This is a genomic window from Streptomyces sp. NPDC091972, from assembly GCF_044756385.1.
In the GTDB taxonomy this organism is placed as follows: domain Bacteria; phylum Actinomycetota; class Actinomycetes; order Streptomycetales; family Streptomycetaceae; genus Streptomyces.
Genome location: NZ_JBIVSV010000002.1, coordinates 560,109 through 580,403, shown reverse-complemented (window position 1 = coordinate 580,403; position 20,295 = coordinate 560,109). Strand labels below are relative to the sequence as shown.

General features: G+C 70.6%; 18 protein-coding genes. 4 read left to right on the top strand and 14 right to left on the bottom strand.

Features of this window, described 5'->3' with window-relative positions; all coding sequences use genetic code 11:
* Nucleotide 1 precedes the first annotated feature (1 nt).
* Nucleotides 2-259 carry a hypothetical protein gene (locus ACIQJT_RS07835; protein WP_402640847.1) on the bottom strand — a complete coding sequence of 86 codons (258 nt, stop codon included), beginning with the start codon at nucleotides 257-259 and terminating at the stop codon, nucleotides 2-4.
* A 165-nt stretch (nucleotides 260-424) separates the two neighbouring features.
* On the opposite strand from ACIQJT_RS07835, the gene ACIQJT_RS07830 reads away from it, so the two are divergent.
* Nucleotides 425-1,987 carry a fibronectin type III domain-containing protein gene (locus tag ACIQJT_RS07830; protein ID WP_402640844.1) on the top strand — a complete coding sequence of 521 codons (1,563 nt, stop codon included), beginning with the start codon at nucleotides 425-427 and terminating at the stop codon, nucleotides 1,985-1,987.
* A 24-nt stretch (nucleotides 1,988-2,011) separates the two neighbouring features.
* On the opposite strand, the gene ACIQJT_RS07825 is transcribed toward ACIQJT_RS07830, so the two are convergent.
* The 11 genes from ACIQJT_RS07825 to ACIQJT_RS07775 all read right to left on the bottom strand — a co-directional run bounded on the left by ACIQJT_RS07825 (nucleotide 2,012) and on the right by ACIQJT_RS07775 (nucleotide 15,795).
* On the bottom strand, nucleotides 2,012-2,923 hold the full coding sequence (locus tag ACIQJT_RS07825; RefSeq protein ID WP_402640842.1) for a DUF4429 domain-containing protein: 912 nt from the start codon (nucleotides 2,921-2,923) through the stop codon (nucleotides 2,012-2,014).
* Between the two features lie 68 nt (nucleotides 2,924-2,991).
* Nucleotides 2,992-4,764, bottom strand: a complete 1,773-nt coding sequence (locus ACIQJT_RS07820; protein WP_402640839.1) for an IucA/IucC family protein — start codon at nucleotides 4,762-4,764, stop codon at nucleotides 2,992-2,994.
* Complete coding sequence (locus ACIQJT_RS07815) at nucleotides 4,761-5,312, bottom strand: GNAT family N-acetyltransferase (protein WP_402640837.1); 552 nt, start codon at nucleotides 5,310-5,312, stop codon at nucleotides 4,761-4,763. The genes ACIQJT_RS07820 and ACIQJT_RS07815 overlap by 4 nt, the downstream gene beginning before the upstream one ends.
* On the bottom strand, nucleotides 5,309-6,586 hold the full coding sequence (locus tag ACIQJT_RS07810; RefSeq protein WP_365449968.1) for a lysine N(6)-hydroxylase/L-ornithine N(5)-oxygenase family protein: 1,278 nt from the start codon (nucleotides 6,584-6,586) through the stop codon (nucleotides 5,309-5,311). Before ACIQJT_RS07810 ends, ACIQJT_RS07815 begins: the two co-directional genes overlap by 4 nt.
* Nucleotides 6,570-8,012 carry a lysine decarboxylase DesA gene (gene desA / locus ACIQJT_RS07805; RefSeq protein ID WP_402640835.1) on the bottom strand — a complete coding sequence of 481 codons (1,443 nt, stop codon included), beginning with the start codon at nucleotides 8,010-8,012 and terminating at the stop codon, nucleotides 6,570-6,572. The genes ACIQJT_RS07810 and desA overlap by 17 nt, the downstream gene beginning before the upstream one ends.
* A gap of 141 nt (nucleotides 8,013-8,153) precedes the next feature.
* The gene (locus ACIQJT_RS07800; RefSeq protein WP_402640832.1) at nucleotides 8,154-8,963 is read right to left on the bottom strand and encodes a siderophore-interacting protein; all 810 of its coding nucleotides are present in this window, start codon (nucleotides 8,961-8,963) and stop codon (nucleotides 8,154-8,156) included.
* A gap of 33 nt (nucleotides 8,964-8,996) precedes the next feature.
* Nucleotides 8,997-10,043, bottom strand: coding sequence for an ABC transporter substrate-binding protein (locus tag ACIQJT_RS07795; protein WP_365449974.1), 1,047 nt, complete (start codon nucleotides 10,041-10,043; stop codon nucleotides 8,997-8,999).
* 130 nt (nucleotides 10,044-10,173) lie between these two features.
* A complete protein-coding gene (locus ACIQJT_RS07790) occupies nucleotides 10,174-11,334 on the bottom strand; it encodes an acyl-CoA dehydrogenase family protein (protein WP_402640830.1) in 1,161 nt (386 codons plus the stop codon).
* A gap of 7 nt (nucleotides 11,335-11,341) precedes the next feature.
* Nucleotides 11,342-12,262, bottom strand: coding sequence for a hydroxymethylglutaryl-CoA lyase (locus ACIQJT_RS07785; protein ID WP_365449978.1), 921 nt, complete (start codon nucleotides 12,260-12,262; stop codon nucleotides 11,342-11,344).
* Nucleotides 12,259-14,172 (bottom strand): acetyl/propionyl/methylcrotonyl-CoA carboxylase subunit alpha, encoded by a 1,914-nt coding sequence (locus ACIQJT_RS07780; protein ID WP_402640826.1) that lies wholly within the window; start codon nucleotides 14,170-14,172, stop codon nucleotides 12,259-12,261. Before ACIQJT_RS07780 ends, ACIQJT_RS07785 begins: the two co-directional genes overlap by 4 nt.
* Before the next feature lie 6 nt (nucleotides 14,173-14,178).
* Nucleotides 14,179-15,795 carry a carboxyl transferase domain-containing protein gene (locus ACIQJT_RS07775; RefSeq protein ID WP_402640823.1) on the bottom strand — a complete coding sequence of 539 codons (1,617 nt, stop codon included), beginning with the start codon at nucleotides 15,793-15,795 and terminating at the stop codon, nucleotides 14,179-14,181.
* A 97-nt stretch (nucleotides 15,796-15,892) separates the two neighbouring features.
* Here ACIQJT_RS07775 and ACIQJT_RS07770 point away from each other — a divergent pair, with 97 nt between their 5' ends.
* The 3 genes from ACIQJT_RS07770 to ACIQJT_RS07760 all read left to right on the top strand — a co-directional run bounded on the left by ACIQJT_RS07770 (nucleotide 15,893) and on the right by ACIQJT_RS07760 (nucleotide 18,659).
* The gene (locus ACIQJT_RS07770; protein WP_402640820.1) at nucleotides 15,893-16,486 is read left to right on the top strand and encodes a TetR/AcrR family transcriptional regulator; all 594 of its coding nucleotides are present in this window, start codon (nucleotides 15,893-15,895) and stop codon (nucleotides 16,484-16,486) included.
* A 108-nt stretch (nucleotides 16,487-16,594) separates the two neighbouring features.
* Entirely contained in the window at nucleotides 16,595-17,752 is a 1,158-nt protein-coding gene (locus ACIQJT_RS07765) for an acyl-CoA dehydrogenase family protein (RefSeq protein ID WP_053848864.1), read from the top strand.
* A 34-nt stretch (nucleotides 17,753-17,786) separates the two neighbouring features.
* Complete coding sequence (locus tag ACIQJT_RS07760) at nucleotides 17,787-18,659, top strand: acyl-CoA thioesterase (protein WP_402640817.1); 873 nt, start codon at nucleotides 17,787-17,789, stop codon at nucleotides 18,657-18,659.
* 96 nt (nucleotides 18,660-18,755) lie between these two features.
* Here ACIQJT_RS07760 and ACIQJT_RS07755 read toward each other — a convergent pair whose 3' ends face one another.
* Both ACIQJT_RS07755 and ACIQJT_RS07750 read right to left on the bottom strand, forming a co-directional pair.
* On the bottom strand, nucleotides 18,756-18,914 hold the full coding sequence (locus tag ACIQJT_RS07755; protein WP_365449988.1) for a hypothetical protein: 159 nt from the start codon (nucleotides 18,912-18,914) through the stop codon (nucleotides 18,756-18,758).
* 580 nt (nucleotides 18,915-19,494) lie between these two features.
* Entirely contained in the window at nucleotides 19,495-20,283 is a 789-nt protein-coding gene (locus tag ACIQJT_RS07750) for a phosphatase (protein ID WP_365449990.1), read from the bottom strand.
* Between the last annotated feature and the right edge of the window lie 12 nt (nucleotides 20,284-20,295).

The following is a 20,295-nucleotide window of genomic DNA, read 5'->3' as shown; positions in this document are numbered from 1 at the left end:
CCTAGCCGTAGACCATGCGGCGCAACTGCCTGAGCGTCAGCTCCGGCGGCGCCACCGCTCGATATTTGAGGTCCGCCTCGATCCGTCCGAAGATCTCCGCGTTCACCAGGCCCTGGGCCTGGAGCTCGCGGTGGCGGCGACGGACGTAGTCCTCGGTCGTCTCGTCGAAGAAGGCGAGCACGTCCTGGATCACCCGCAGCGCCTCGCCCCGGTTCAGGGGCGTGGACCGCGTCAGATGATCAACGAGTTCGTCGTGCACCCGGTAGATCCTGGGGTACCGGGAGCCGTTTCGCAAGAATCCTGCCCGATATCGGGCAGGAGGCTGTTGATGGTCTTATGGACGTCTGTTCGTGCGCTGTCCATCCCGCGTCCCACACCTCGTTGCTCATGGCGACGACTTTCAGACGCCATGGACATTCCTCGCATGGGCGTACCCGAGACGCTCGCCGACCGCATGAGCATGGCCGAGCAGCACGAGTACCTGCGCGCCAGGTTCTCCCGGCGCACGATGATCAGAGGCGGCGCCGTCACGCTGGGCGCCGTCGCGGGTGGCGCGTTCGTACCGGGTGCCGTCGCCCGGGCCGCCACCCCGACGCGGACCTTCGCCGGCGCCGAGAGCGTCGACGGCGCCCTCGTCGCCCCCTTCGGCCGCCACCTCGCCTACGGCAACGACGCACGCACCGAGATGACCGTCTCCTGGCAGGTGCCGGTCGCGGTCAAGAAGCCCTTCATCCGGATCGGGGCCCGCCCCTGGGACCTCTCCCGCAGGATCGAGGCCGAGGTGCGCACCCTGTACACCCCGGCCGGCGTCGGCGCCGGCGGCGACCACACGCAGTACTACCTGCACGCCAGGCTGACCCACCTGCGCCCCGGCCAGACCTACTACTACGGCGTCGGCCACCAGGGCTTCGACCCCGCCGAGCCGCACCTGACCGGCACCCTGGGCACCTTCACCACCGCACCCGCCCACAAGAAGCCGTTCACCTTCACCGCCTTCGGCGACCAGGGCGTCAGCTACCACGGCCTGGCCAACGACAGCCTGCTCCTCGGCCAGAACCCGGCCTTCCACCTGCACGCCGGCGACATCGCCTACGCCGACCCGGCCGGCCAGGGCATGACCGCCGACACCGGCTTCGACGCACGGGTGTGGGACCAGTTCCTCGCCCAGACCGAGTCCGTCGCCAAGTCCGTGCCGTGGATGGTGTCGTACGGCAACCACGACATGGAGGCCTGGTACTCGCCCAACGGCTACGGCGGCGAGGAGGCCCGTTTCACGCTCCCCGACAACGGACCCGACAAGAAGCACCTGCCGGGCGTCTACTCCTTCGTCTACGGCAACACCGCGATCATCTCGCTCGACCCCAACGACGTCTCCTACGAGATCCCGGCCAACCTCGGCATCTCCGGCGGCACCCAGACCACCTGGTTCGAGCGGCAGCTCAGGAAGTACCGGGCCGCGAAGGACATCGACTTCGTCATCGTGTTCTTCCACCACTGCGCCTACTGCACCTCCACGGCGCACGCCTCGGAAGGCGGCGTGCGACAGGAGTGGGTGCCGCTGTTCGAGAAGTACCACGTGGACCTGGTGATCAACGGTCACAACCACCAGTACGAGCGCACCGACGTCATCAAGGGCGACAAGGTCGCCAAGAAGCTCCCGATCGGCGGGACCGCGTACCCCGAGACCGAGGGCGTCGTCTACGTCACGGCGGGTGCCGCGGGCCGCAGCCTGTACGCGTTCTCCGCGCCCGACTCCTACGAGGGCCACCTGAACGAGCGCGACTCCGTCTCCTCCTTCGTCAACACCAAGGACGGCAAGGTCGACGAGACGGTGGCCTGGTCCCGGGTGCGCTACCTCAACTACTCCTTCCTGCGCGTGGACGTGGAACCCGCCGCACGCGGCCACTACGCCAGGCTGAAGGTGTCGGGCATCGCCGAGACCGGTGACCGCATCGACCACTTCACCGTGGCGCGCAGGGCGAAGTGACCGCTTTTCCGCGGGGGCCGGGGGTCATCCCCCGGGGTGATGCAGCATCCGCTTGAGGACCGCCTGCTTGGCCAGGGCGAACTCCTCGTCCGTGAGGACACCCGTGCGGTGCAGCTCACCGAGCTCGCGCAGCCGGCGCAGGAGGGCGTCGTGACCGTCCTCGGCGGGGGCGACCGGGGGAGAGGGCGTCTCGGGCCGTGCGGTGAGTGATGTCCGTGCGTCGACGGCGGCGGCCCGGGCCGGGTGGGGGAGCCTGGCCTGGACCGCCGCCGCGACCAGCGCCATCAGCGGGTCCTTCTTGAAGCCCCACAGCTCGACCGCGTGGGGGTCGTACTTCGCCGGGGCCTTGGTCGGGGCGTGCCGGACGGTGAAGCGCAGGTGGCCGTTCTCCAGACCGACCGAGGGCTGCCACTCCACGGCTTCGACGTCGGCCAGGGCGAGGGTGCGGGGGCCGGCGGAGGCCTTGGCGTCCTCCGTCTTCCAGTTCCACTCCAGACGGATGTGCTCGCCGTCGAAGGCGGCGGTGCCGTCCCCCGCGGAGTACGCGAGGGGGACGGCCGGGCCGGGCAGCAGGTACGCGTCCACCGGGCCGGTGGGGACCTGGTCCAGGAGCAGGGCGCTGCGGACCTCGTCCACGAAGTACTCGGCGACGCCGTAACGGTCCGACTCGACGGTGAGCTGGTACGGGTCGTGCGGCTCGGCCAGCCGGCCGCCGGTCGCGAGCAGCAGCGGGTCGGCGCCGTCCCGCAGCCGCAGCCGCAACCGGCCGGTCCTCCTGCCCTGTTCGAAGAAGATGCCCGCCAACGCGCCCAGGGGGACGACGAGTTCACCGAGCTCCTTGCGGAGGAGGCCGACGTTCTTGTCCCGTCCCGGAGTCAGCCGCAGGGCGTCGCCGTCGAAGACCCATGTGCCGTCCTTCTGGAGGATTTCCGCCATGGGTGAATTCTGGCACCCGTGGCCCGGGAGGACCGTACTCCCGGGCCAGGCCCGGCTGTCGGGCCGTACTACAGGCCCGCGATGGGGTTGTTCAGGGTGCCGACGAGCTGGAGGGCGCCGGACGGGTCCGCCAGGTCCACCATCTGCCGGTTGTTGCGCAACTGGAGGCGGTTGAGACAGGACAGGGCGAACTCGGGCGCGAACATGTCGTACCGGGCGAACTTGTCGGCCAGTTCGGGCACCGAGTGCTGGTAGTCGCGGGTGACCTCGGCGACCGTGCGCCAGAAGTCCTCCTCCTCCATGACTCCCTCGGCGGCGAGGTTCGCGGCGAGGAAGCGGAAGAAGCAGTCGAAGACGTCCGTGAAGATCGACAGCAGTTTCGTGTCGTCGGGGACCTCCACGCGCAGCCGCTCGACCGTCGGCGGCAGCACCGCCTCGGTGTCCATGACGGCGATCTCCTCGGCGATGTCCTTGTAGATCGCCCGCTCCACCACGCCGTCCTTCAGGACCAGGATGACGTTCTCGCCGTGCGGCATGAACACCAGGTCGTAGGCGTAGAAGCTGTGCAGGAGGGGGGTGTAGTAGGCGCGGAGGTAGCGGCGCAGCCAGTCGGCCGGGGCAAGGCCCGACCGCTCGATGAGGGCGCCCGCGAAGGACCGGCCCTCGTGGTCGACGTGGACCAGGGAGGCCATCGTCGCGAGCGACTCGCCGTCCTGGAGGGACGGGACGGGGCTCTCGCGCCACAGCGCGGCCAGCATCTTGCGGTACGGCGAGTAGCGGTCCGTGGCGGCCTCGTACTCCAGGTGCCGGTAACCGACGGCGGCCCGCTCGCGGATGATCGACAGGCCCGTGGACTTCAGGACCGGGTCGCCCTCGATGAGCTGGGCGAGCCAGTCGTTGATGGCCGGGGTCGCCTCCATGTACGCGGCCGACAGTCCGCGCATGAAGCCCATGTTGAGGACGGACAGGGCCGTCTTCACGTAGTGCTTCTCGGGGTGCGACCGGTTGAAGAAGGTCCGGATGGACTGCTGGGCCAGATACTCGTCGTCGCCCTCGCCGAGGCAGACCAGCAGGTCGCGGGCGACCTCGGCGGCGAAGGTGACGGTGAGCTTGTTCCACCACTGCCAGGGGTGGACGGGGATGAGGAGGTAGTCGGCCGGGTCGAGGCCCTTGTCCCGCAGCACGCCGTGGAAGCGCTCCACGGTGTCCTCGCCCAGCTCCTGCCGTACGAAGGTCTCGTACTCGATGCCGACCCCGGCCGTGAACGCGGCGCGCGAGCGGTGGGCGGCGAGCCAGACCAGACGGACCGGGCTCGCGGTCTCGGGGGCGTACGAGAGGTACTCGTGGATGCCGAAGCCGAGCCGGCCGTTGTTGGCCACGAAGCACGGGTGGCCCTCGGTCATCCCGGTCTCGATGTCCTGGAAGGAGCTCCTGGCGAGCTCGGCGACCGGGATGCGCGGCTTGGTGAGCTTGTAGCAGGTGCCGGAGAGGGTGGAGGAGATCTCCTCCAGGTAGACCGGCAGGATCTCGTCGCTCAGGCCGAGGGTGTCCTTCAGCTCGATGAAGAAGTCCAGCGCGGCCAGCGGGAGTTCCGTGCCGTCGCGGTGCCGGGTGATGGAGTCGGCGTCGACCTGCCAGTGGTCCAGGGCACGGCGCACGGCCGTGAAGTCGTAGCGGGTCTTGCCGTCGTCGCTGCGGACGACGTACTGGTCCTTGTCGGTCTCCTCGGGCTCGATGAGCCGCTCGTGCGCGAACTCGGCGAGGCCCTTGCGGACCAGCAGGCGGTTGGCCGTCTCCCAGCGCTCGGGGGAGAGGTGGGCCACGGTGTCGGCGAGGCTCACGCGGTCACCCCCGTGGCTGCCACGCTGTGTTGAATTCTGAAGAAGCGCTCCCTTGTGCAGAAGCTCAACAGGGCCTTCTTCTCCGGCTTCTGTATCTCGCGCTCGGGCACGAACCCGACCGCCTCGTTCAGGGCGTGGACGGCCTTGTTGGCGACGTCCGGCTCCACGACCACCCGCTCGACGGCCGGGTCCTCGAAGAGGTGGGCCATCACGGCGGTGATGACGGACCGGGTGAAGCCGTGGACGGGCGTGTCGGTCGCCGGGGTGAGGAAGTGCATGCCGACGTCACCGGGCCGGGGCTCGTACAGCCCGACCAGCTCGCGGTGGGCGGGGTCGTACTTCTCCATCAGGAACGCGGGCTCGCCGTCCTCGTCGAGACCCAGCAGCGCGTGGTGGTGCTCGTCGGCCGCGATGTCCATGTAGGCCCGCTCGACGTCCTCCAGCTTCGCGTCCTGCATCATCCAGAACGCCGCCTTGGGGTGGGTGACCCACCCGTGCAGCAGCTCGGCGTCCTTCAGCGGGTCGAGGGGGCGGAAGGTGAAGGTCATACGGAGAACTCCTGGAACGCGATCGTCTTCTCGACCGGGTAGTACTCGGTGCCGAGCAGCTCCCGGATGATGCAGCTGTTGCGGTAGGCGCCCATGCCCAGGTCGGGGCTGGTGATGCTGTGGGTGTGGACACCGGCGTTCTGCAGGAAGACGCCTCTGCCCGTCACGTCGATCGCATAGGTACGGGAGACGTCGAAGTTGCCCTGGGAGTCGTAGACCAGGCGGTCCTTGACCGGTGCCAGGAACTCCGGCTCGGCGTACTTGTAGCCGGTCGCGAGGACCAGGCCCTGCGACTCGATCTCGAAGTCCTTCTCCTGCTCCTCCTGGCGGAAGGCGAGCGTGTACGTGCCGTTCTCGTACCGCGCGCCGGTGAGCGAGGAGTTGGTGAGCAGCCGGGTGGGGACCGGGCCGCCGAGGTTCTTCTGGTAGAGCAGGTCGAAGATCTCGTTGATGAGGTCGCCGTCGATGCCCTTGAACAGGCCCTTCTGCTCAGCGGTGAGCCGGTAGCGGGTGGCCTCGGGGAGCTCGCGGTAGTAGTCGATGTACTCCGGGGAGGTCATCTCCAGCGTGAGCTTGGTGTACTCGAGGGGGAAGAAGCGCGGGGAGCGGGTCACCCAGTTCAGCCGGTAGCCGTGGACGTCGATCTCCGAGAGGAGGTCGTAGTAGATCTCGGCGGCGGACTGGCCCGAGCCGACCAGGGTGATGGACTCCTTCTTCACCAGCTCCGCACGGTGCTGCATGTAGCGGGAGTTGTGGATGAAGTCACCGCCCAGCCCCTGGCAGGCCTCCGGCACGTACGGCGGGGTGCCGGTGCCGAGGACCAGGTGGCGGGCGCGGAAGGTGTCGCCGTCGGACGTCGTCACGACGTACAGCTCGTCCTCGTGGCGGACCTCGGTCACCGTCGTGCCGAAGCGGACGCAGCTCAGTTTGCCGGCGGCCCAGCGGCAGTAATCGTCGTACTCCACCCGCAGCGGGTAGAAGTTCTCGCGGATGTAGAACGAGTACAGCCGGCCTTTCTCCTTCAGGTAGTTGAGGAAGGAGTACGGCGAGGTCGGGTCGGCGAGGGTGACCAGGTCCGACATGAACGGGGTCTGGAGGTGGGCGCCGTCCAGGAACATGCCGGCGTGCCACTCGAAGTCGGGCTTCGACTCCAGGAAGATCCCGTCGAGTTCGGCGATGGGCTCGGTCAGGCAGGCAAGGCCCAGGTTGAACGGGCCCAGCCCGATCCCCACGAAATCGTGGACGGTGGACGGGTTCTCAGGACGCGCGGTCAAGGGACTCTCCCAGGTACTGCTCGGCGTGGCCGGCGATCAGGTCGAGCACGACGGACATGTCCTCGACCGTCGTCTCGGGGTTGAGCAGGGTGAACTTCAGGTAGTGGCGGCCTTGCACCTTGGTGCCCGCGACCACCGCGTCGCCGGAGGCGAACAGGGCCTTGCGGGCGTACAGGTTGGCGCGGTCGATCTCGGCCGGGTCGGTGACCGAGGACGGGATGTAGCGGAAGACGAGCGTGGAGAGACTCGGCTCGACGACCACGTCGAAGCGCGGGTCGGCGGCGAGCAGCTTCCAGCCCTCGGCGGCCAGGTCGCAGACCTCGTCGAAGAGCTGGCCGATGCCGTCGGCGCCCATCACGCGCAGGGTCATCCACAGCTTGAGGGCGTCGAAGCGGCGGGTGGTCTGGAGGGACTTGTCCACCTGGTTGGGAATACGTTCCTGCACCATGCGGCGCGGGTTGAGGTACTCCGCGTGGTAGGTGGCGTGGCGCAGCGTGGAGGCGTCGCGGACCAGTACGGCGGACGAACTCACCGGCTGGAAGAAGGACTTGTGGTAGTCGACGGTGACCGAGTCGGCGCGCTCGATGCCGTCGATGCGGTCCCGGTACTTGACCGAGGCGAGCAGCCCGCAGCCGTAGGCGGCGTCGACGTGCATCCAGGTGCCGTACTGCTCGCACAGCTCGGCGATCTCGGGCAGCGGGTCGATGGAGCCGAAGTCGGTGGTGCCGGCGGTGGCGACGACGGCCATGGGGACGAGGCCGTCCTGCTTGCAGCGCTCCAGCTCGCGGGCGAGGGCGACGGTCTGCATCCTCTTGTCGGCGCCCACGGGAATGGAGACGACCGAGTCGGCGCCCAGGCCGAGGAGTTTGGCGGACTTCTTCACGCTGAAGTGGCTGACTTCGGAGGCGAAGACACGCAGCCTGGCCGTCGTGTCCGCCTTGGCCTCCTCGCGGGCCAGCAGCAGGGCCTGGAGGTTGGACTGCGTCCCGCCCGAGGTGAACACCCCGTCGGCGACCGGGCCCAGGCCGATGCGCGCGGTGGTCCAGTCGATCAGTTTGCGCTCGATCAGGGTGCCGCCGGCCGACTGGTCCCAGGTGTCCAGGGAGGAGTTGACGGCGGAGAGGATGGCCTCGCCGAGCACGGCCGGGATGACGACCGGGCAGTTGAGGTGGGCGAGGTAGCGGGGGTGGTGGAAGTAGATCGCGTCCCGGAGGTAGACGTCCTCCAGCTCGTCGAGCACCGCCGCCGTGTCCAGCAGGGGCTTGTCGAGGTCGATCTCGTCGATGCGGGGGGAGAGGGCGTCGACGGAGACGCCGGTGAACGGCCTTGTGGTGGTGGCGAGTTTGGCCGCCACCCGCTCGATTCCTTCGGTCACGGAGCGGCGGTAGCTCTCCGCGGTCGTGTCGTTGAGCAGGTGCGAGCGCATGTGGGGGTCCTCCGGTGGGGACATCCGTACGGGACGGGGCAGGAGCGGGGCGGATACCCGGGCTTCAACTTAGGTAAGCCTAACCTAATTAACGCGAGGCGAAACCTGCCCCACCCGTGACCGGCGTCACGTCGACGGGAGTTACTCCGCGGCCCGGAGCTGCTCCTCGGTCATGCCGTGGCGCCAGTAGCCGACGAAGGTGACGCGGCGCCGGTCGATCCCGCGCTCGCGCACGAAGTGCCGCCGCAGCTCCTTCACGCACCCGGACTCGCCCGCGATCCACGCGTACGGCCGCTCGGCGGGCGGGAGTTGTGCCTCACGGACGGCGTCCAGCGCCTTCTCCCCGACGAGCCAGGTGATCTCGGCGTCCGCGCCGGTCGTGAGGTCCTGGATGGTCCCCGCCTCCCGCACCTCCAGCCAGACACGGGCGCGCTGCCCGGCGGGGAGGTCTTCGAGGATCGCGGAGACGGCGGGGAGGGCGGTCTCGTCGCCCCACAGCAGCACGAGGTCGGTGTCGGCGGGCGGCCGGAACCGGATCGCCCGGTTGTCGGCGATCGCGGGCCCGAGCAACTGCACCCTGTCCCCGGCGCGGGCCCGCGCGGCCCATGCGCACGCGGGCCCGGCGGGCTCGTGCAGCACGAAGTCGATGTCGATCTCGTCGGGGTCCCGGCGGAGGCTCCGTAGCGTGTACGACCGCATCACGGCCCGCACGTCATCGGGCTGCTCCCGCCACGCCTGCCACCACCCGTCCCCGAGTTCGACGGGAACTCCGGGCTCGGTGCGCCCCTCGGCGGGGAGGAAGAGGGACAGCGACTGGTCGCGCCCGTCGGAGAAGAAGTGCCGGAGATCCTCACCGGTGAAACTCACCCGGACCAGAGACGGGCCGAGCCGCCTCGTCCGCACGACCTGGAGGGAGAAGAAACGGAACGGGGCGGCTACGGCCGTAGTCATACAGAGCTCCTGAGGCTCAGGAAGGTGTGGGGGTCAGCTGACCTTCTTCGCGGTCTCGATCGCCTTCGCGAGGTTCTCCACCATCGCCACGCACTTGTCGTACGACAGGATCGGCTCGGGCGAGCGGGCGATGACCTGCCCGGCCTTCACCGCGGGCAGCTTCTTCCAGGTGGCCTCGGTGATGTCGGCCGGCTGGATCGTCGCCGTACGGTCGTCCATCATGATGATGTCGGCCTTGTACTTGTCGACGTTCTCCCAGCTCAGCGACTCGTACCAGCCGCCGGACGCCTTGAGCACGGACGCCGGGGGCTCCACGAAGTTCACGCCGAGGGCCTTGAAGTACTCCAGGTCGATGGAGAGGTTGGTGCCGGAGACGTAGAAGACGTCCTGGGCGGCGGACCCGGCGAGCACCTTGATGTCGGGGTGGGCCTTGGCCGCGGCGCGCAGCCGCTCCGACGCCGCCTCGAACCGCTTCTTCGCGTCGGTGACCTTCGCCGCCTTCATGTCGGCGCCGAGGGACTCGGCCAGCTCCCACACCCGCTGGAGGGGCGTGGTGATCTGACGGTCGTACACGGAGACCGCCACGCTCGGCGCCAGCTTGGCGATCTTGGAGGCGGAGGCCGCGGGGACGTACCAGAGGGTGCCGGCGCTGTCGAAGGTCGTGGAGATGAGGACCTCGGGCGCGAAGGCCGCGTACTGCTCGACGTTGAACTGGTCCCAGACGTTGCCGAAGACGGTCAGCTTGCTGACGTCCATGTCGCCGGCCTGGACGTCGGCCTTGCCGTCCTTGGTCTTGGTGGGGCCGAAGACGCCCTTGACCTCGATGCCGTAGTCGTACAGCGCGGCGGCGACGCCGACGAAGGCGACGATCTTCGTGGGGACCTTGTCGAGCTTGACGGTCGTGCCTCGGTCGTCCTTGAAGGTCCACGCCCCGGACTTGGCGGCCGTGGTCCCCTTGCCAGAGCCCTCGCTGCTGGAGTCGTCGTCACCGCAGGCCGCGAGCACGGCGCCGAGGCCGAGTGCGCCGCCCGCGGCGAGGATGCCACGGCGGGTGAGGTGGGCGGCTCTTGCGTTGGACATGTGTGGCTGCTTTCGAACGGGGCTGAGCGCCCGCCGGACAAGTTCGAACGTAGGTTAGCCTAACCTCATCGAATGTCCAGAGGGCGGGGCGCCGCCCCGTCGAAGCTGTGGGTGCTCTGTGAGCTGCGGTTTACCCCACCAGCCCCAACTCCCGTGCGATCAGCATCCGCTGGACCTCGCTGGTGCCCTCCCCGATCTCCAGGATCTTGGAGTCGCGCCACATCCGGGCCACCGGGTACTCGTTCATGAAGCCGTATCCGCCGTGGATCTGGGTGGCCTCGCGGGCGTTGTCCACCGCGATCGTGGAGGAGTACAGCTTGGCGAGGGCCGCCTCCTTCTTGAAGGGCTCGCCGGAGACCAGGCGCGAGGCCGCGTCCCGCCAGGCGAGCCGGGCGGTGTGGGCCTTCATCTCCATGTCGGCGATCTTGAACTGGATGGCCTGGTTGGCGCCGATGGGCTTCCCGAACGCCTCCCGCTCCTTGGCGTACTTCACGGACTCGTCCACACAGCCCTGCGCGAGCCCGGTCGCGAGCGCCGCGATGGCGATCCGGCCCTCGTCGAGGATGCGCAGGAACTGGGCGTAGCCGCGGCCCTGTTCGCCCAGCAGGTTCGCCGCCGGGACCCGGACGTCGGAGAAGGACAGCTCACGGGTGTCGGAGGCGTTCCAGCCGACCTTCGAGTACGGCGGGGCGACCGTGAAGCCCGGGGTGCCCGAGGGGACGATGATCGAGGAGATCAGCGGCCTGCCGTCGGGCTTGCGGCCGGTGACCGCGGTGACGGTGACCAGGCCGGTGATGTCGGTGCCGGAGTTGGTGATGAAGCACTTGGTGCCGTTGATGACCCACTCGTCGGTGTCCGGGTCCAGGCGGGCCGTCGTCCGGGTCGCCCCGGCGTCGCTGCCGCCGTCCGGTTCCGTGAGGCCGAAGGCGCCCAGGATCTCGCCCGAGCACAGCCGGGGCAGCCACTCGCGCTTCTGCTCCTCGGTGCCGAACAGGTGCAGCGGCATGGCGCCCAGGGAGACGCCGGCCTCCAGGGTGATGGCCACCGACGAGTCCACGCGCGCGAGTTCCTCGAGGACGAGGCCGAGGGCCAGGTAGTCGCCGCCCATCCCGCCGTACTCCTCGGGGAACGGCAGCCCGAACAGGCCCATGCGGCCCATCTCGCGGACGATCTCGTACGGGAACTCGTGGTGCTCGTAGTACTCGCCGATCTTCGGCGCCACCACGTCGTGCGCGAACTCCTCGACGGTACGGCGGAGTTCTTCCAGCTCGGATGAGAGACGGTGGTCCATCGGGGGTTCACTCCTGGTGGGAGAGGGCGCGGACGGTGCGGGACGGGCTGGGTCGGCCCAGGTGTTCGGCCATCCAGGCGCTGGTGGCGACGAGACGGCCGAGGTCGACACCGGTGTCGATGCCGAGGCCCTGAAGCATCCACACCAGGTCCTCGGTGGCGAGGTTGCCGGTGGCGGACTTGGCGTACGGGCAGCCGCCGAGGCCGCCCGCGGAGGCGTCCACGGTGGTGACGCCGTGCTGGAGGGCGGCGTGGGTGTTGGCGAGCGCCTGGCCGTAGGTGTCGTGGAAGTGCACGCCCACCTTCTCGACCGGGACGTCGAGTTCGGTCAGCAGCGCCCGCACATGGCCCGGGGTGGCCACCCCGATGGTGTCGCCGAGGCTCAGTTCGTCGCAGCCCATGTCGAGCAGGGCGCGGCAGACCCTGGTGACCTGGGGGACCGGGACCGCGCCCTCCCACGGGTCGCCGAAGCACATCGACAGGTAGCCGCGGACGTGCACGCCCTCGGCCTTGGCCCGCGCGACGACCGGCTCGAACATCGCCAGCGCCTCGTCGACCGTGCGGTTGAGGTTGGCCTTGGCGAAGGACTCGGTGGCGCTCGCGAACACGGCGACGCGGGTCGCGCCGAGCGCGAGGGCCCGGTCCAGGCCGCGTTCGTTGGGCACGAGGACGGGGAGGTCCACCGGGAGGTCGCTGATCTGCGGGAACAGCTGCTCCGCGTCGGCGAGCTGGGGCACCCACTTCGGGTGGACGAAGCTCGTCGCCTCGATCGTCGTCAGCCCGGCCTCGGCGAGGCGCCGCACGAACTCCGCCTTGACCTCGGTCGGCACGGTCGACTTCTCGTTCTGGAGGCCGTCGCGGGCGCCGACCTCGTGGATGCGGACCCGGGCGGGGAGCCCCGCTTCCGGCAGGACCATGGGGAGCGTCATTTCTCCTCCTCCACCGGGGCGATGACGGCGAGCACCTGGTCCATCGCGACCGTGGTGCCCGGCGTGACGTCCAGTTCGGCGACCGTGCCGGCGTGCGGGGCGGAGATGACGTGCTCCATCTTCATCGCCTCGACCACGAGCAGGCTCTGCCCGGCGGCCACCTCGTCCCCGACCGCGACCTTCACGACGGTCACCGTGCCGGGCATGGGGGCGGTGAGGGAGTCGGCCCCCGCGTGCCCGCCGCGGGTCAGGGACGCGGCCACCGGGTCGTGGTCCCGCACGTGCCAGGCGTCGCCGTCCCGGCCGATCCAGTCGGCGGCGCGGTGGAAGGTGTGCCGGACGCCGTCGAGGGTGACGGTGACCTGGTCGCCGGTGACGGTGTGGGTGCCGCGCGGGACGTACTCCACCGGGTCCTGCACCCGCAGGTGGAAGCCCACGGGCTTCGGGGTGCCCCCCAGCCGCCAGCCGCTCGGCACCGAGAACGGATCGGTCCAGCCCTCTTCGCGAGGCCGCAGCGCGTCGAGGCGTACGGCCGCCGCCGCCTCGTACACCTCCTCCGGCACGTCGGTGGAGACCAGGTCGTCCACCTCCCGCTCGACGAGCCCGGTGTCCAGCTCGCCCCGCACCACGTCCGGATGGGCGAGGAGCCGGCGCAGGAAGCCCGCGTTGGTCTGGACGCCGAGCGTCACCGTCTCCGCGAGGGCCGCCCGCAGCTTCCTGAGCGCGGTCGCGCGGTCCGGGCCGTACGCGATGACCTTGGACAGCATCGGGTCGTACAGGCTGCCGACCTCGGTGCCCTCGCTGAGCCCCGAGTCGGTGCGGACGCCGTCGCCCTGGGGTTCGCGCAGGCGCAGCACCGTGCCGCCGGACGGCAGGAAGCCGCGGGCGGGGTCCTCCGCGCAGACGCGGGCCTCGATCGCGTGCCCGGTGAGGGAGACGTCCTGCTGCCCGTACGGCAGCCGCTCGCCCGCGGCGACCCGGAGCTGCCACTCCACCAGGTCGAGTCCGGTGACCAGCTCGGTGACCGGGTGCTCCACCTGGAGCCGGGTGTTCATCTCCATGAAGTAGTACGACGAGGGGTCGTCGCCCGGCACGATGAACTCCACCGTGCCCGCGCCCCGGTAGCCGCAGGAGCGGGCCGCCTCGACCGCCGCCTCGCCCATCGACGCGCGCGTGTCCTCGTCGAGGAGGACGCTGGGCGCCTCCTCGATGATCTTCTGGTGCCGGCGCTGGAGGGAGCACTCGCGCTCGCCGAGGTGGATCACGTGGCCGTGGCCGTCCGCGAGCACCTGGATCTCGATGTGCCGGGGCCGGTCGACCCAACGCTCCACGAGCAGGGTGTCGTCGCCGAAGGAGGTGCGGGCCTCGCGGCGGGCGGCGGCGATCTCCTCCTCCAGGACGGTGAGGTCCCGGACCAGCCGCATGCCCTTGCCGCCGCCGCCCGCGCTGGGCTTGAGCAGCACCGGGGCGCCCAACGCGCGCGCCGCCTCGACGAGTTCGGGGTCCCGGCCGCCGGGGACCACGGGCACACCGGCCGCCTGCACGGTCTCCTTGGCGCGGATCTTGTCGCCCATGAGGGCGATGGCGTCGGCGGGCGGCCCGATGAAGACCAGCCCGGCGTCGGCGCACGCGCGGGCGAAGGCCGCGTTCTCCGCGAGGAAGCCGTAGCCGGGGTGGACGGCCTGGGCGCCGGTGCGGGCGGCCGCCTCCAGCAGCCGCTCGGCGGACAGATAGCTCTCCGCGGCCGGCGCCGGCCCCAGCCGTACGGCGGTGTCGGCCTCCCGGACGTGCCGCGCGTCGGCGTCGGCGTCGGAGAAGACGGCGACGGAGCGTACGCCCAGAGCCTTGAGCGTGCGGATGACGCGGACCGCGATCTCGCCCCGGTTGGCGACAAGCACTGTGTCAAACATGGGTCCTCACATCCGGAAGACGCCGAACTGGGGGTCGCCCAGCGGCGCGTTGGCGCATGCGGTCAGGGCCAGGCCGAGCACCTGACGGGTGTCCAGCGGGTCGATGACCCCGTCGTCCCAGAGCCGGGCGGTGGCGTAGTAGGCGTTGCCCTGGCGCTCGTACTGGGCGCGGATCGGGTCCTTGAAGGTCTCCTCGTCCTCGGCGGACCAGGTCTCCCCCCGGGACTCCAACTGGTCCCGCTTGACGGTCGCGAGGACGGAGGCGGCCTGCTCGCCGCCCATGACGGAGATCTTGGCGTTGGGCCACATCCACAGGAAGCGGGGAGAGTAGGCCCGGCCGCACATCGAGTAGTTGCCGGCGCCGTACGAACCGCCGACGACGACCGTCAGCTTGGGCACGCGCGTGCAGGCGACCGCGGTCACCATCTTGGCGCCGTGCTTGGCGATGCCGCCGGCCTCGTAGTCCTTGCCCACCATGAAGCCCGAGATGTTCTGGAGGAACAGCAGCGGGATGCCGCGCTGGTCGCACAGCTCGATGAAGTGGGCGCCCTTCTGGGCCGACTCGGAGAAGAGGATGCCGTTGTTCGCGACGATCCCGACCGGGTGGCCGTGGATCCGGGCGAAGCCGGTGACCAGGGTCTGCCCGAACTCCGCCTTGAACTCGGCGAAACGCGAGCCGTCGGTGATGCGCGCGATGATCTCGCGGACGTCATAGGGGGTGCGGGAGTCCACCGGCACCGCGCCGTAGAGGCCGTGGGGGTCGACCTTCGGCTCCACCACTGGCTCCACCGACCACGGCAGCGGCCCGCGCGCGGGGAGGGTCGCGACGATGTTCCGGACGATCCGCAGCGCGTGGGCGTCGTCCTCGGCGAGGTGGTCGGTGACGCCGGAGATCCGGGAGTGCACCTCGCCGCCGCCGAGCTCCTCCGCGGTGACGACCTCGCCGGTGGCGGCCTTCACGAGGGGCGGGCCGCCGAGGAAGATCGTGCCCTGGTTGCGGACGATGACCGCCTCGTCGCTCATGGCGGGGACGTAGGCGCCCCCGGCCGTGCACGAGCCGAGCACCGCCGCGATCTGCGGGATGCCCGCGCCGGACATCCGGGCCTGGTTGTAGAAGATCCGCCCGAAGTGCTCGCGGTCCGGGAAGACCTCGTCCTGCATGGGCAGGAAGGCGCCGCCGGAGTCCACGAGGTAGACGCAGGGGAGGCGGTTGTCCAGGGCGACCTCCTGCGCCCGCAGGTGCTTCTTGACCGTCATCGGGTAGTACGTGCCGCCCTTGACGGTCGCGTCGTTGGCGACGACGACGACCTCGCGCCCGCTGACCCGCCCGATCCCGGCGATGACCCCGGCGGCCGGGGCCTGCCCGTCGTACATCCCGTCGGCGGCGAGCGGGGCCAGCTCCAGGAACGGCGAACCGGGGTCCAGGAGGGTGTCGACCCGGTCCCTGGGCAACAGCTTCCCGCGCGCGGTGTGCCGCTCGCGCGCCTTCTCGCCGCCGCCCGTCCCGGCGGCGGCGAGCTTGTCCCGCAGCTCGTCCACGAGGGCCCGGTGGGCCTCCTCGTTGGCCTTCCAGGCCGCCGACGCGGGATCTGCCGCGCTCGTCAGCTCGGGTGCCTGATCCATGTCCCGCGGTCCCCTCACCCAGTGATCGCCTGTTAATGAGCGTTAACCATTTCCATCAGGTTAACGACCGCTAACCTCCCTGTCTAGAATTGCCTCCATGGCCACCAGAACCGACGCCCCCAGCCGCCGCGAGCAGATCCTCAAGGAGGCCGCGCGGCTGTTCGCCGAGCGGGGGTTCCACGGCGTGGGCGTGGACGAGATAGGCGCGGCGGTCGGCATCAGCGGTCCCGGGCTCTACCGGCACTTCGCGGGCAAGGACGCGATGCTGGCGGAGCTGCTGGTCGGCATCAGCGGCCGTCTCCTGACGGGCGGCAAGCGCAGGGTCGCCGAGGCGGGCGGCCAGGACCCCGAGGCGCTGCTGGACTCGCTGATCGAGGGCCACATCGACTTCGCGCTGGACGACCGCCCCCTGATCACCCTGCACGACCGCGAGCTGGACCGCCTGCGCGACAGCGACCGCAAGCTGGTGCGGCAGCTCCAGCGCCAGTACGTCGAGCTGTGGGTGGCGAGCCTGCGCGAGGTCTACCCCGGTCTCGCCGAACCCGCGGCCCGCTCGGCCGTGCACTCCGTCTTCGGCCTCCTGAACTCCACCCCGCACCTGGGCCGCCCCGGCTCCCTGCCGGGCCGCGGCGCCACGGCGGAGCTGCTGCACCGCATGGCCAGGGGGGCGTTCGCGGCCGCGGCGGCGTGACGAGCGTTACGGGAGCAGCTCTGGACGCCTCTCCCTACCCGCCGGTACCTTGATGTTCTGAGCAAGCGCTTAGACATGGACCCATTCAGTCAGGTGGAGGTGGCGGCGGTGCGCCGTACGGTGTTCAACGAGGACCACGAGGCGTTCCGGGAGACCCTGCGCGCCTTCATCGAGGCCGAGGTCGTCCCGGTCTACGACGAGTGGTTCCAGGCCGGCCAGGCGCCGCGCGACTTCTACTACAAGCTCGCCGAGCTCGGCATCTTCGGCATCCGCGTGGACGAGGAGTACGGCGGCGCCGGCATCGACTCGTACAAGTTCGAGGCCGTCATGTACGAGGAGACCGCACGCGCGGGCGTGCAGTTCGGCGGCTCCGGCGTGCACGTCCTGCTGGGCCTGCCCTACATCAAGATGCTCGCCACCGACGAGCAGAAGAAGCGCTTCCTGCCGAAGTTCGTCACCGGCGAGGAGATGTGGGCCCTCGCGATGACCGAGCCGGGCACCGGCTCCGACCTCGCGGGCATGAAGACCACCGCCAAGCTCTCCGAGGACGGCACGCACTACGTCCTCAACGGCTCCAAGACCTTCATCACCGGCGGCGTGCACGCCGACCGCGTGATCGTCTGCGCCCGCACCTCCGCGCCCACCGCCGAGGACCGCCGCCACGGCATCTCCCTGTTCGCCGTCGACACCAAGTCCGAGGGCTACTCCATCGGCCGCAAGCTGGACAAGCTCGGCCTGAAGACCTCCGACACCGCCGAGCTGGCGTTCGTCGACGTGAAGGTCCCCGTCGAGGACCTCCTCGGCGAGGAGAACAAGGGCTTCTACTACCTCGGCCACAACCTGGCCTCCGAGCGCTGGGGCATCGCCTTCGGCGCCTACGCCCAGGCCAAGGCCGCCGTCCGGTTCGCCAAGGAGTACGTGCAGGACCGCACGGTCTTCGGCAAGCCCGTCGCCTCCTTCCAGAACACCAAGTTCGAACTGGCCGCCTGCCAGGCCGAGGTGGACGCCGCCGAGGCCGTCGCCGACCGCGCCCTGGAGGCCCTGGACGCCGGTGAGCTGACCCCGGCCGAGGCCGCCAGCGCCAAGCTGTTCTGCACCGAGGTCGCGCACCGCGTCATCGACCGCTGCCTCCAGCTGCACGGCGGCTACGGCTTCATGAACGAGTACCCGATCGCCCGCCTGTACGCGGACAACCGCGTCAACCGCATCTACGGCGGCACCAGCGAGATCATGAAGACGATCATCGCGAAGGACATGGGCCTGTAGGCCGCACGAAACCGACGGCCGGTACAACAGCTCCATGAGCCAGGCACTCCAGGACCTCCTCGATCTGCTCGACCTCGAGCAGATCGAGGAGGACATCTTCCGCGGCCACTCCCGCCCCGCCGTCGTCCCCCGCGTCTTCGGCGGTCAGGTCGCGGCACAGGCGCTGGTCGCCGCGGGGCGGACGGTCCCCGAGGACCGGCTCGCCCACTCCCTGCACGCGTACTTCCTGCGTCCCGGCGACCCGGGCGCGCCGATCGTCTACACGGTCGACCGCATGAACGACGGCCGCTCCTTCACCGCGCGCCGCGTGCTCGCGATCCAGCACGGCCAGCCGATCTTCGCCCTCTCCGCGTCCTTCCAGCGGCACGAGGACGGCTTCGAGCACCAGGCCGCCATGCCGGCCGCCCCCGACCCGGCCACGCTGCCCACCTCCGCGGACCGGCTGCGCGGCTACGACCACCTCGATCCGACGGTCGTGGAGCGCTTCCTCGAGGCCCGCGAGGCGATCGACCTGCGGTACGTGGACGAGCCGCCGTTCGGGCAGTACGGCGAGCCGCGCGAACCGCACTCCCAGGTCTGGTTCCGCACCAACGGCAAGCTCGCGGACGACCCGCTCCTGCACGTCGTCCTCGCCACGTACGTCTCCGACATGACGCTCCTCGACTCGATCCTGCTCGCGCACGGGCGCGGCGGCTGGGCGGTCGGTGACGTGGTCGGCGCGTCCCTGGACCACGCGATGTGGTTCCACCGCCCCTTCCGCGCCGACGAATGGCTCCTGTACGACCAGGAGTCCCCGTCGGCCTCCGGCGGCCGCGGCCTCGGCCAGGCCCGCATCTACACCCAGGACGGCCGCCTGGCCATCTCGGTGATCCAGGAGGGCGTGGTCCGCGCACCCCGACACCCCTGAGCAGCCTCGCACCGACCCCCGCGGGCGCCGGGACGCCACCGTCCGCCCCGGCCGGGCGGGTCGGGGCGCCGGACCCGGTCCCCGCGCCCTTTGCCGTCACAGCGCGCGGCCGCTCGTCTCCGCCGCGTGCCTGGAGGTGCCGGAGTCCTGGCACGGGTGCCGGGTGAGTGTGGTCTCGGCCGTTGCCCCCCATGCCTCGGCGCCGAGCCCTAGGCCGATGCCGGTGGCCATGGTCTCGTCGCCCGTCGCACGCACGCTCCTCGGCGCCCAACCTTGAGCGGGCGCCGGGATGCTGCCGTTCGTCCCGGCCGCGCGGCTCGCGGTGACGGACCTCGTCCCCGCTTCCCTTGCCGTCGCAGCGCGCGCGGCCGCTGCTCTCCGCCGTGCGTCTGTCCGTGCCGGAGTCCGGGCACGGGGTGCCGACTGGCCGTGGTCTTGTCGCCCGCCACCCGTGCCTCGGCGCCGAGCCCCGGGCCGGTGTCAGGACGTCGCCGTCCGTCCCGTCCCGCCTCAGTCGCAGGGGACCACGCACCCGCGCGTCCCTTGCCGTCGCAGCACGCGGCCGCTTGTCTCCGCCGTGTGTCTCTCAGCGCCGGAGTCGGGCACGGGTGGCCGTGGTCTCGTCGGCCGCCGCCGCACCGACGTTCCTCGGCGCCGAGTCTTGAGCGGGTGTCGTAGTGCTGCTTCCCGGCCGTGAGGCTCGTGGTGCCGGAGTCCGCGGACCGGTGCCGGGTGGTGTCGATCACCGCCACCGGCGAGCCGGTCTCGTCGGCCGCCGCCGCACCCGCGTTCCTCGGCGCTCCCGCAGCCGGCCGTCCCGTTCCGCCGCGGGGCGCTACCGCAGGCCCGCCTCGTCGAGCAGGTATGCCGTCATCGGGTCGTAGTAGCGCGGGCTCACCACGTGGTCGTCGAGGGGGACCGTCACCTGGAGGGTGCCCTCCGCCTCGCCGACGAAGAGGGCCGGGTCGTTGGAGTCGGCGTAGCCCACGGAGTCCACGCCGTGCCGGCCCGCGTACCCCGCCCAGCCGTGGTCGGCGACGACCAGGTCGGGCAGCGGGCGGCCCTCGCGCTCCAGGGCCGTGAGGATGGCCTTCATAGGGTCGCCGGAGTGGGTGTGCCACAGCGTGGCGCCGTGCTCCAGGACCGCCACGTCCGCGAACTGCATGACGTACCCCTCGTCCGTCTGGAGCCCGTCCGGGATGACCACGATCTCGCAGCCGGCGGCGCGCAGCGCGGCGGCCGTGGCGTGGTGGACGTCGAGGAGTCCGCCGGGGTGGCCGGTCGCGAACAGCACCCGCTGCTGCCCGTCCGCCGCCTTGCGCAGCCTGGCCGCCATCCGCTCCAGGGCGCTCACGGTCAGCTCGGGATCGATGGTGTCCTGGCCGTACCGGTACTCCGGGTCGTCGTTGACGCCCACCCGCTCCGCCATCACCGCGAGCACGTCCTGCTCGTCGGTCCACCGCTCCCCGAGCTCCAGCCCGAGCCAGTAGTGGCGGTTGCCGTTCGCGAGCTGGCGGTAGTGGGAGAGGTTGTTCTCCCGCGGGGTGGCCACCTCGCCCGCGATACGGGTCTTCACGAGGTGGTCGACGAGCTCGGCGCGGCTGGGTGTCCCGGGTATCGGCATGCCTCCCATTCT

What these genes read in the sequence shown, in the direction of transcription:
- ACIQJT_RS07780 (WP_402640826.1), bottom strand. Translation starts at nt 14,172, where the DNA reads ATGTTTGACACAGTGCTTGTCGCCAACCGGGGCGAGATCGCGGTCCGC.
- ACIQJT_RS07825 (WP_402640842.1), bottom strand. Translation starts at nt 2,923, where the DNA reads ATGGCGGAAATCCTCCAGAAGGACGGCACATGGGTCTTCGACGGCGAC.
- ACIQJT_RS07830 (WP_402640844.1), top strand. Translation starts at nt 425, where the DNA reads ATGGGCGTACCCGAGACGCTCGCCGACCGCATGAGCATGGCCGAGCAG.
- ACIQJT_RS07815 (WP_402640837.1), bottom strand. Translation starts at nt 5,312, where the DNA reads ATGACCTTCACCTTCCGCCCCCTCGACCCGCTGAAGGACGCCGAGCTG.
- ACIQJT_RS07750 (WP_365449990.1), bottom strand. Translation starts at nt 20,283, where the DNA reads ATGCCGATACCCGGGACACCCAGCCGCGCCGAGCTCGTCGACCACCTC.
- ACIQJT_RS07760 (WP_402640817.1), top strand. Translation starts at nt 17,787, where the DNA reads ATGAGCCAGGCACTCCAGGACCTCCTCGATCTGCTCGACCTCGAGCAG.
- ACIQJT_RS07790 (WP_402640830.1), bottom strand. Translation starts at nt 11,334, where the DNA reads ATGGACCACCGTCTCTCATCCGAGCTGGAAGAACTCCGCCGTACCGTC.
- desA (WP_402640835.1), bottom strand. Translation starts at nt 8,012, where the DNA reads ATGCGCTCGCACCTGCTCAACGACACGACCGCGGAGAGCTACCGCCGC.
- ACIQJT_RS07785 (WP_365449978.1), bottom strand. Translation starts at nt 12,262, where the DNA reads ATGACGCTCCCCATGGTCCTGCCGGAAGCGGGGCTCCCCGCCCGGGTC.
- ACIQJT_RS07795 (WP_365449974.1), bottom strand. Translation starts at nt 10,043, where the DNA reads ATGTCCAACGCAAGAGCCGCCCACCTCACCCGCCGTGGCATCCTCGCC.
- ACIQJT_RS07770 (WP_402640820.1), top strand. Translation starts at nt 15,893, where the DNA reads ATGGCCACCAGAACCGACGCCCCCAGCCGCCGCGAGCAGATCCTCAAG.
- ACIQJT_RS07800 (WP_402640832.1), bottom strand. Translation starts at nt 8,963, where the DNA reads ATGACTACGGCCGTAGCCGCCCCGTTCCGTTTCTTCTCCCTCCAGGTC.
- ACIQJT_RS07775 (WP_402640823.1), bottom strand. Translation starts at nt 15,795, where the DNA reads ATGGATCAGGCACCCGAGCTGACGAGCGCGGCAGATCCCGCGTCGGCG.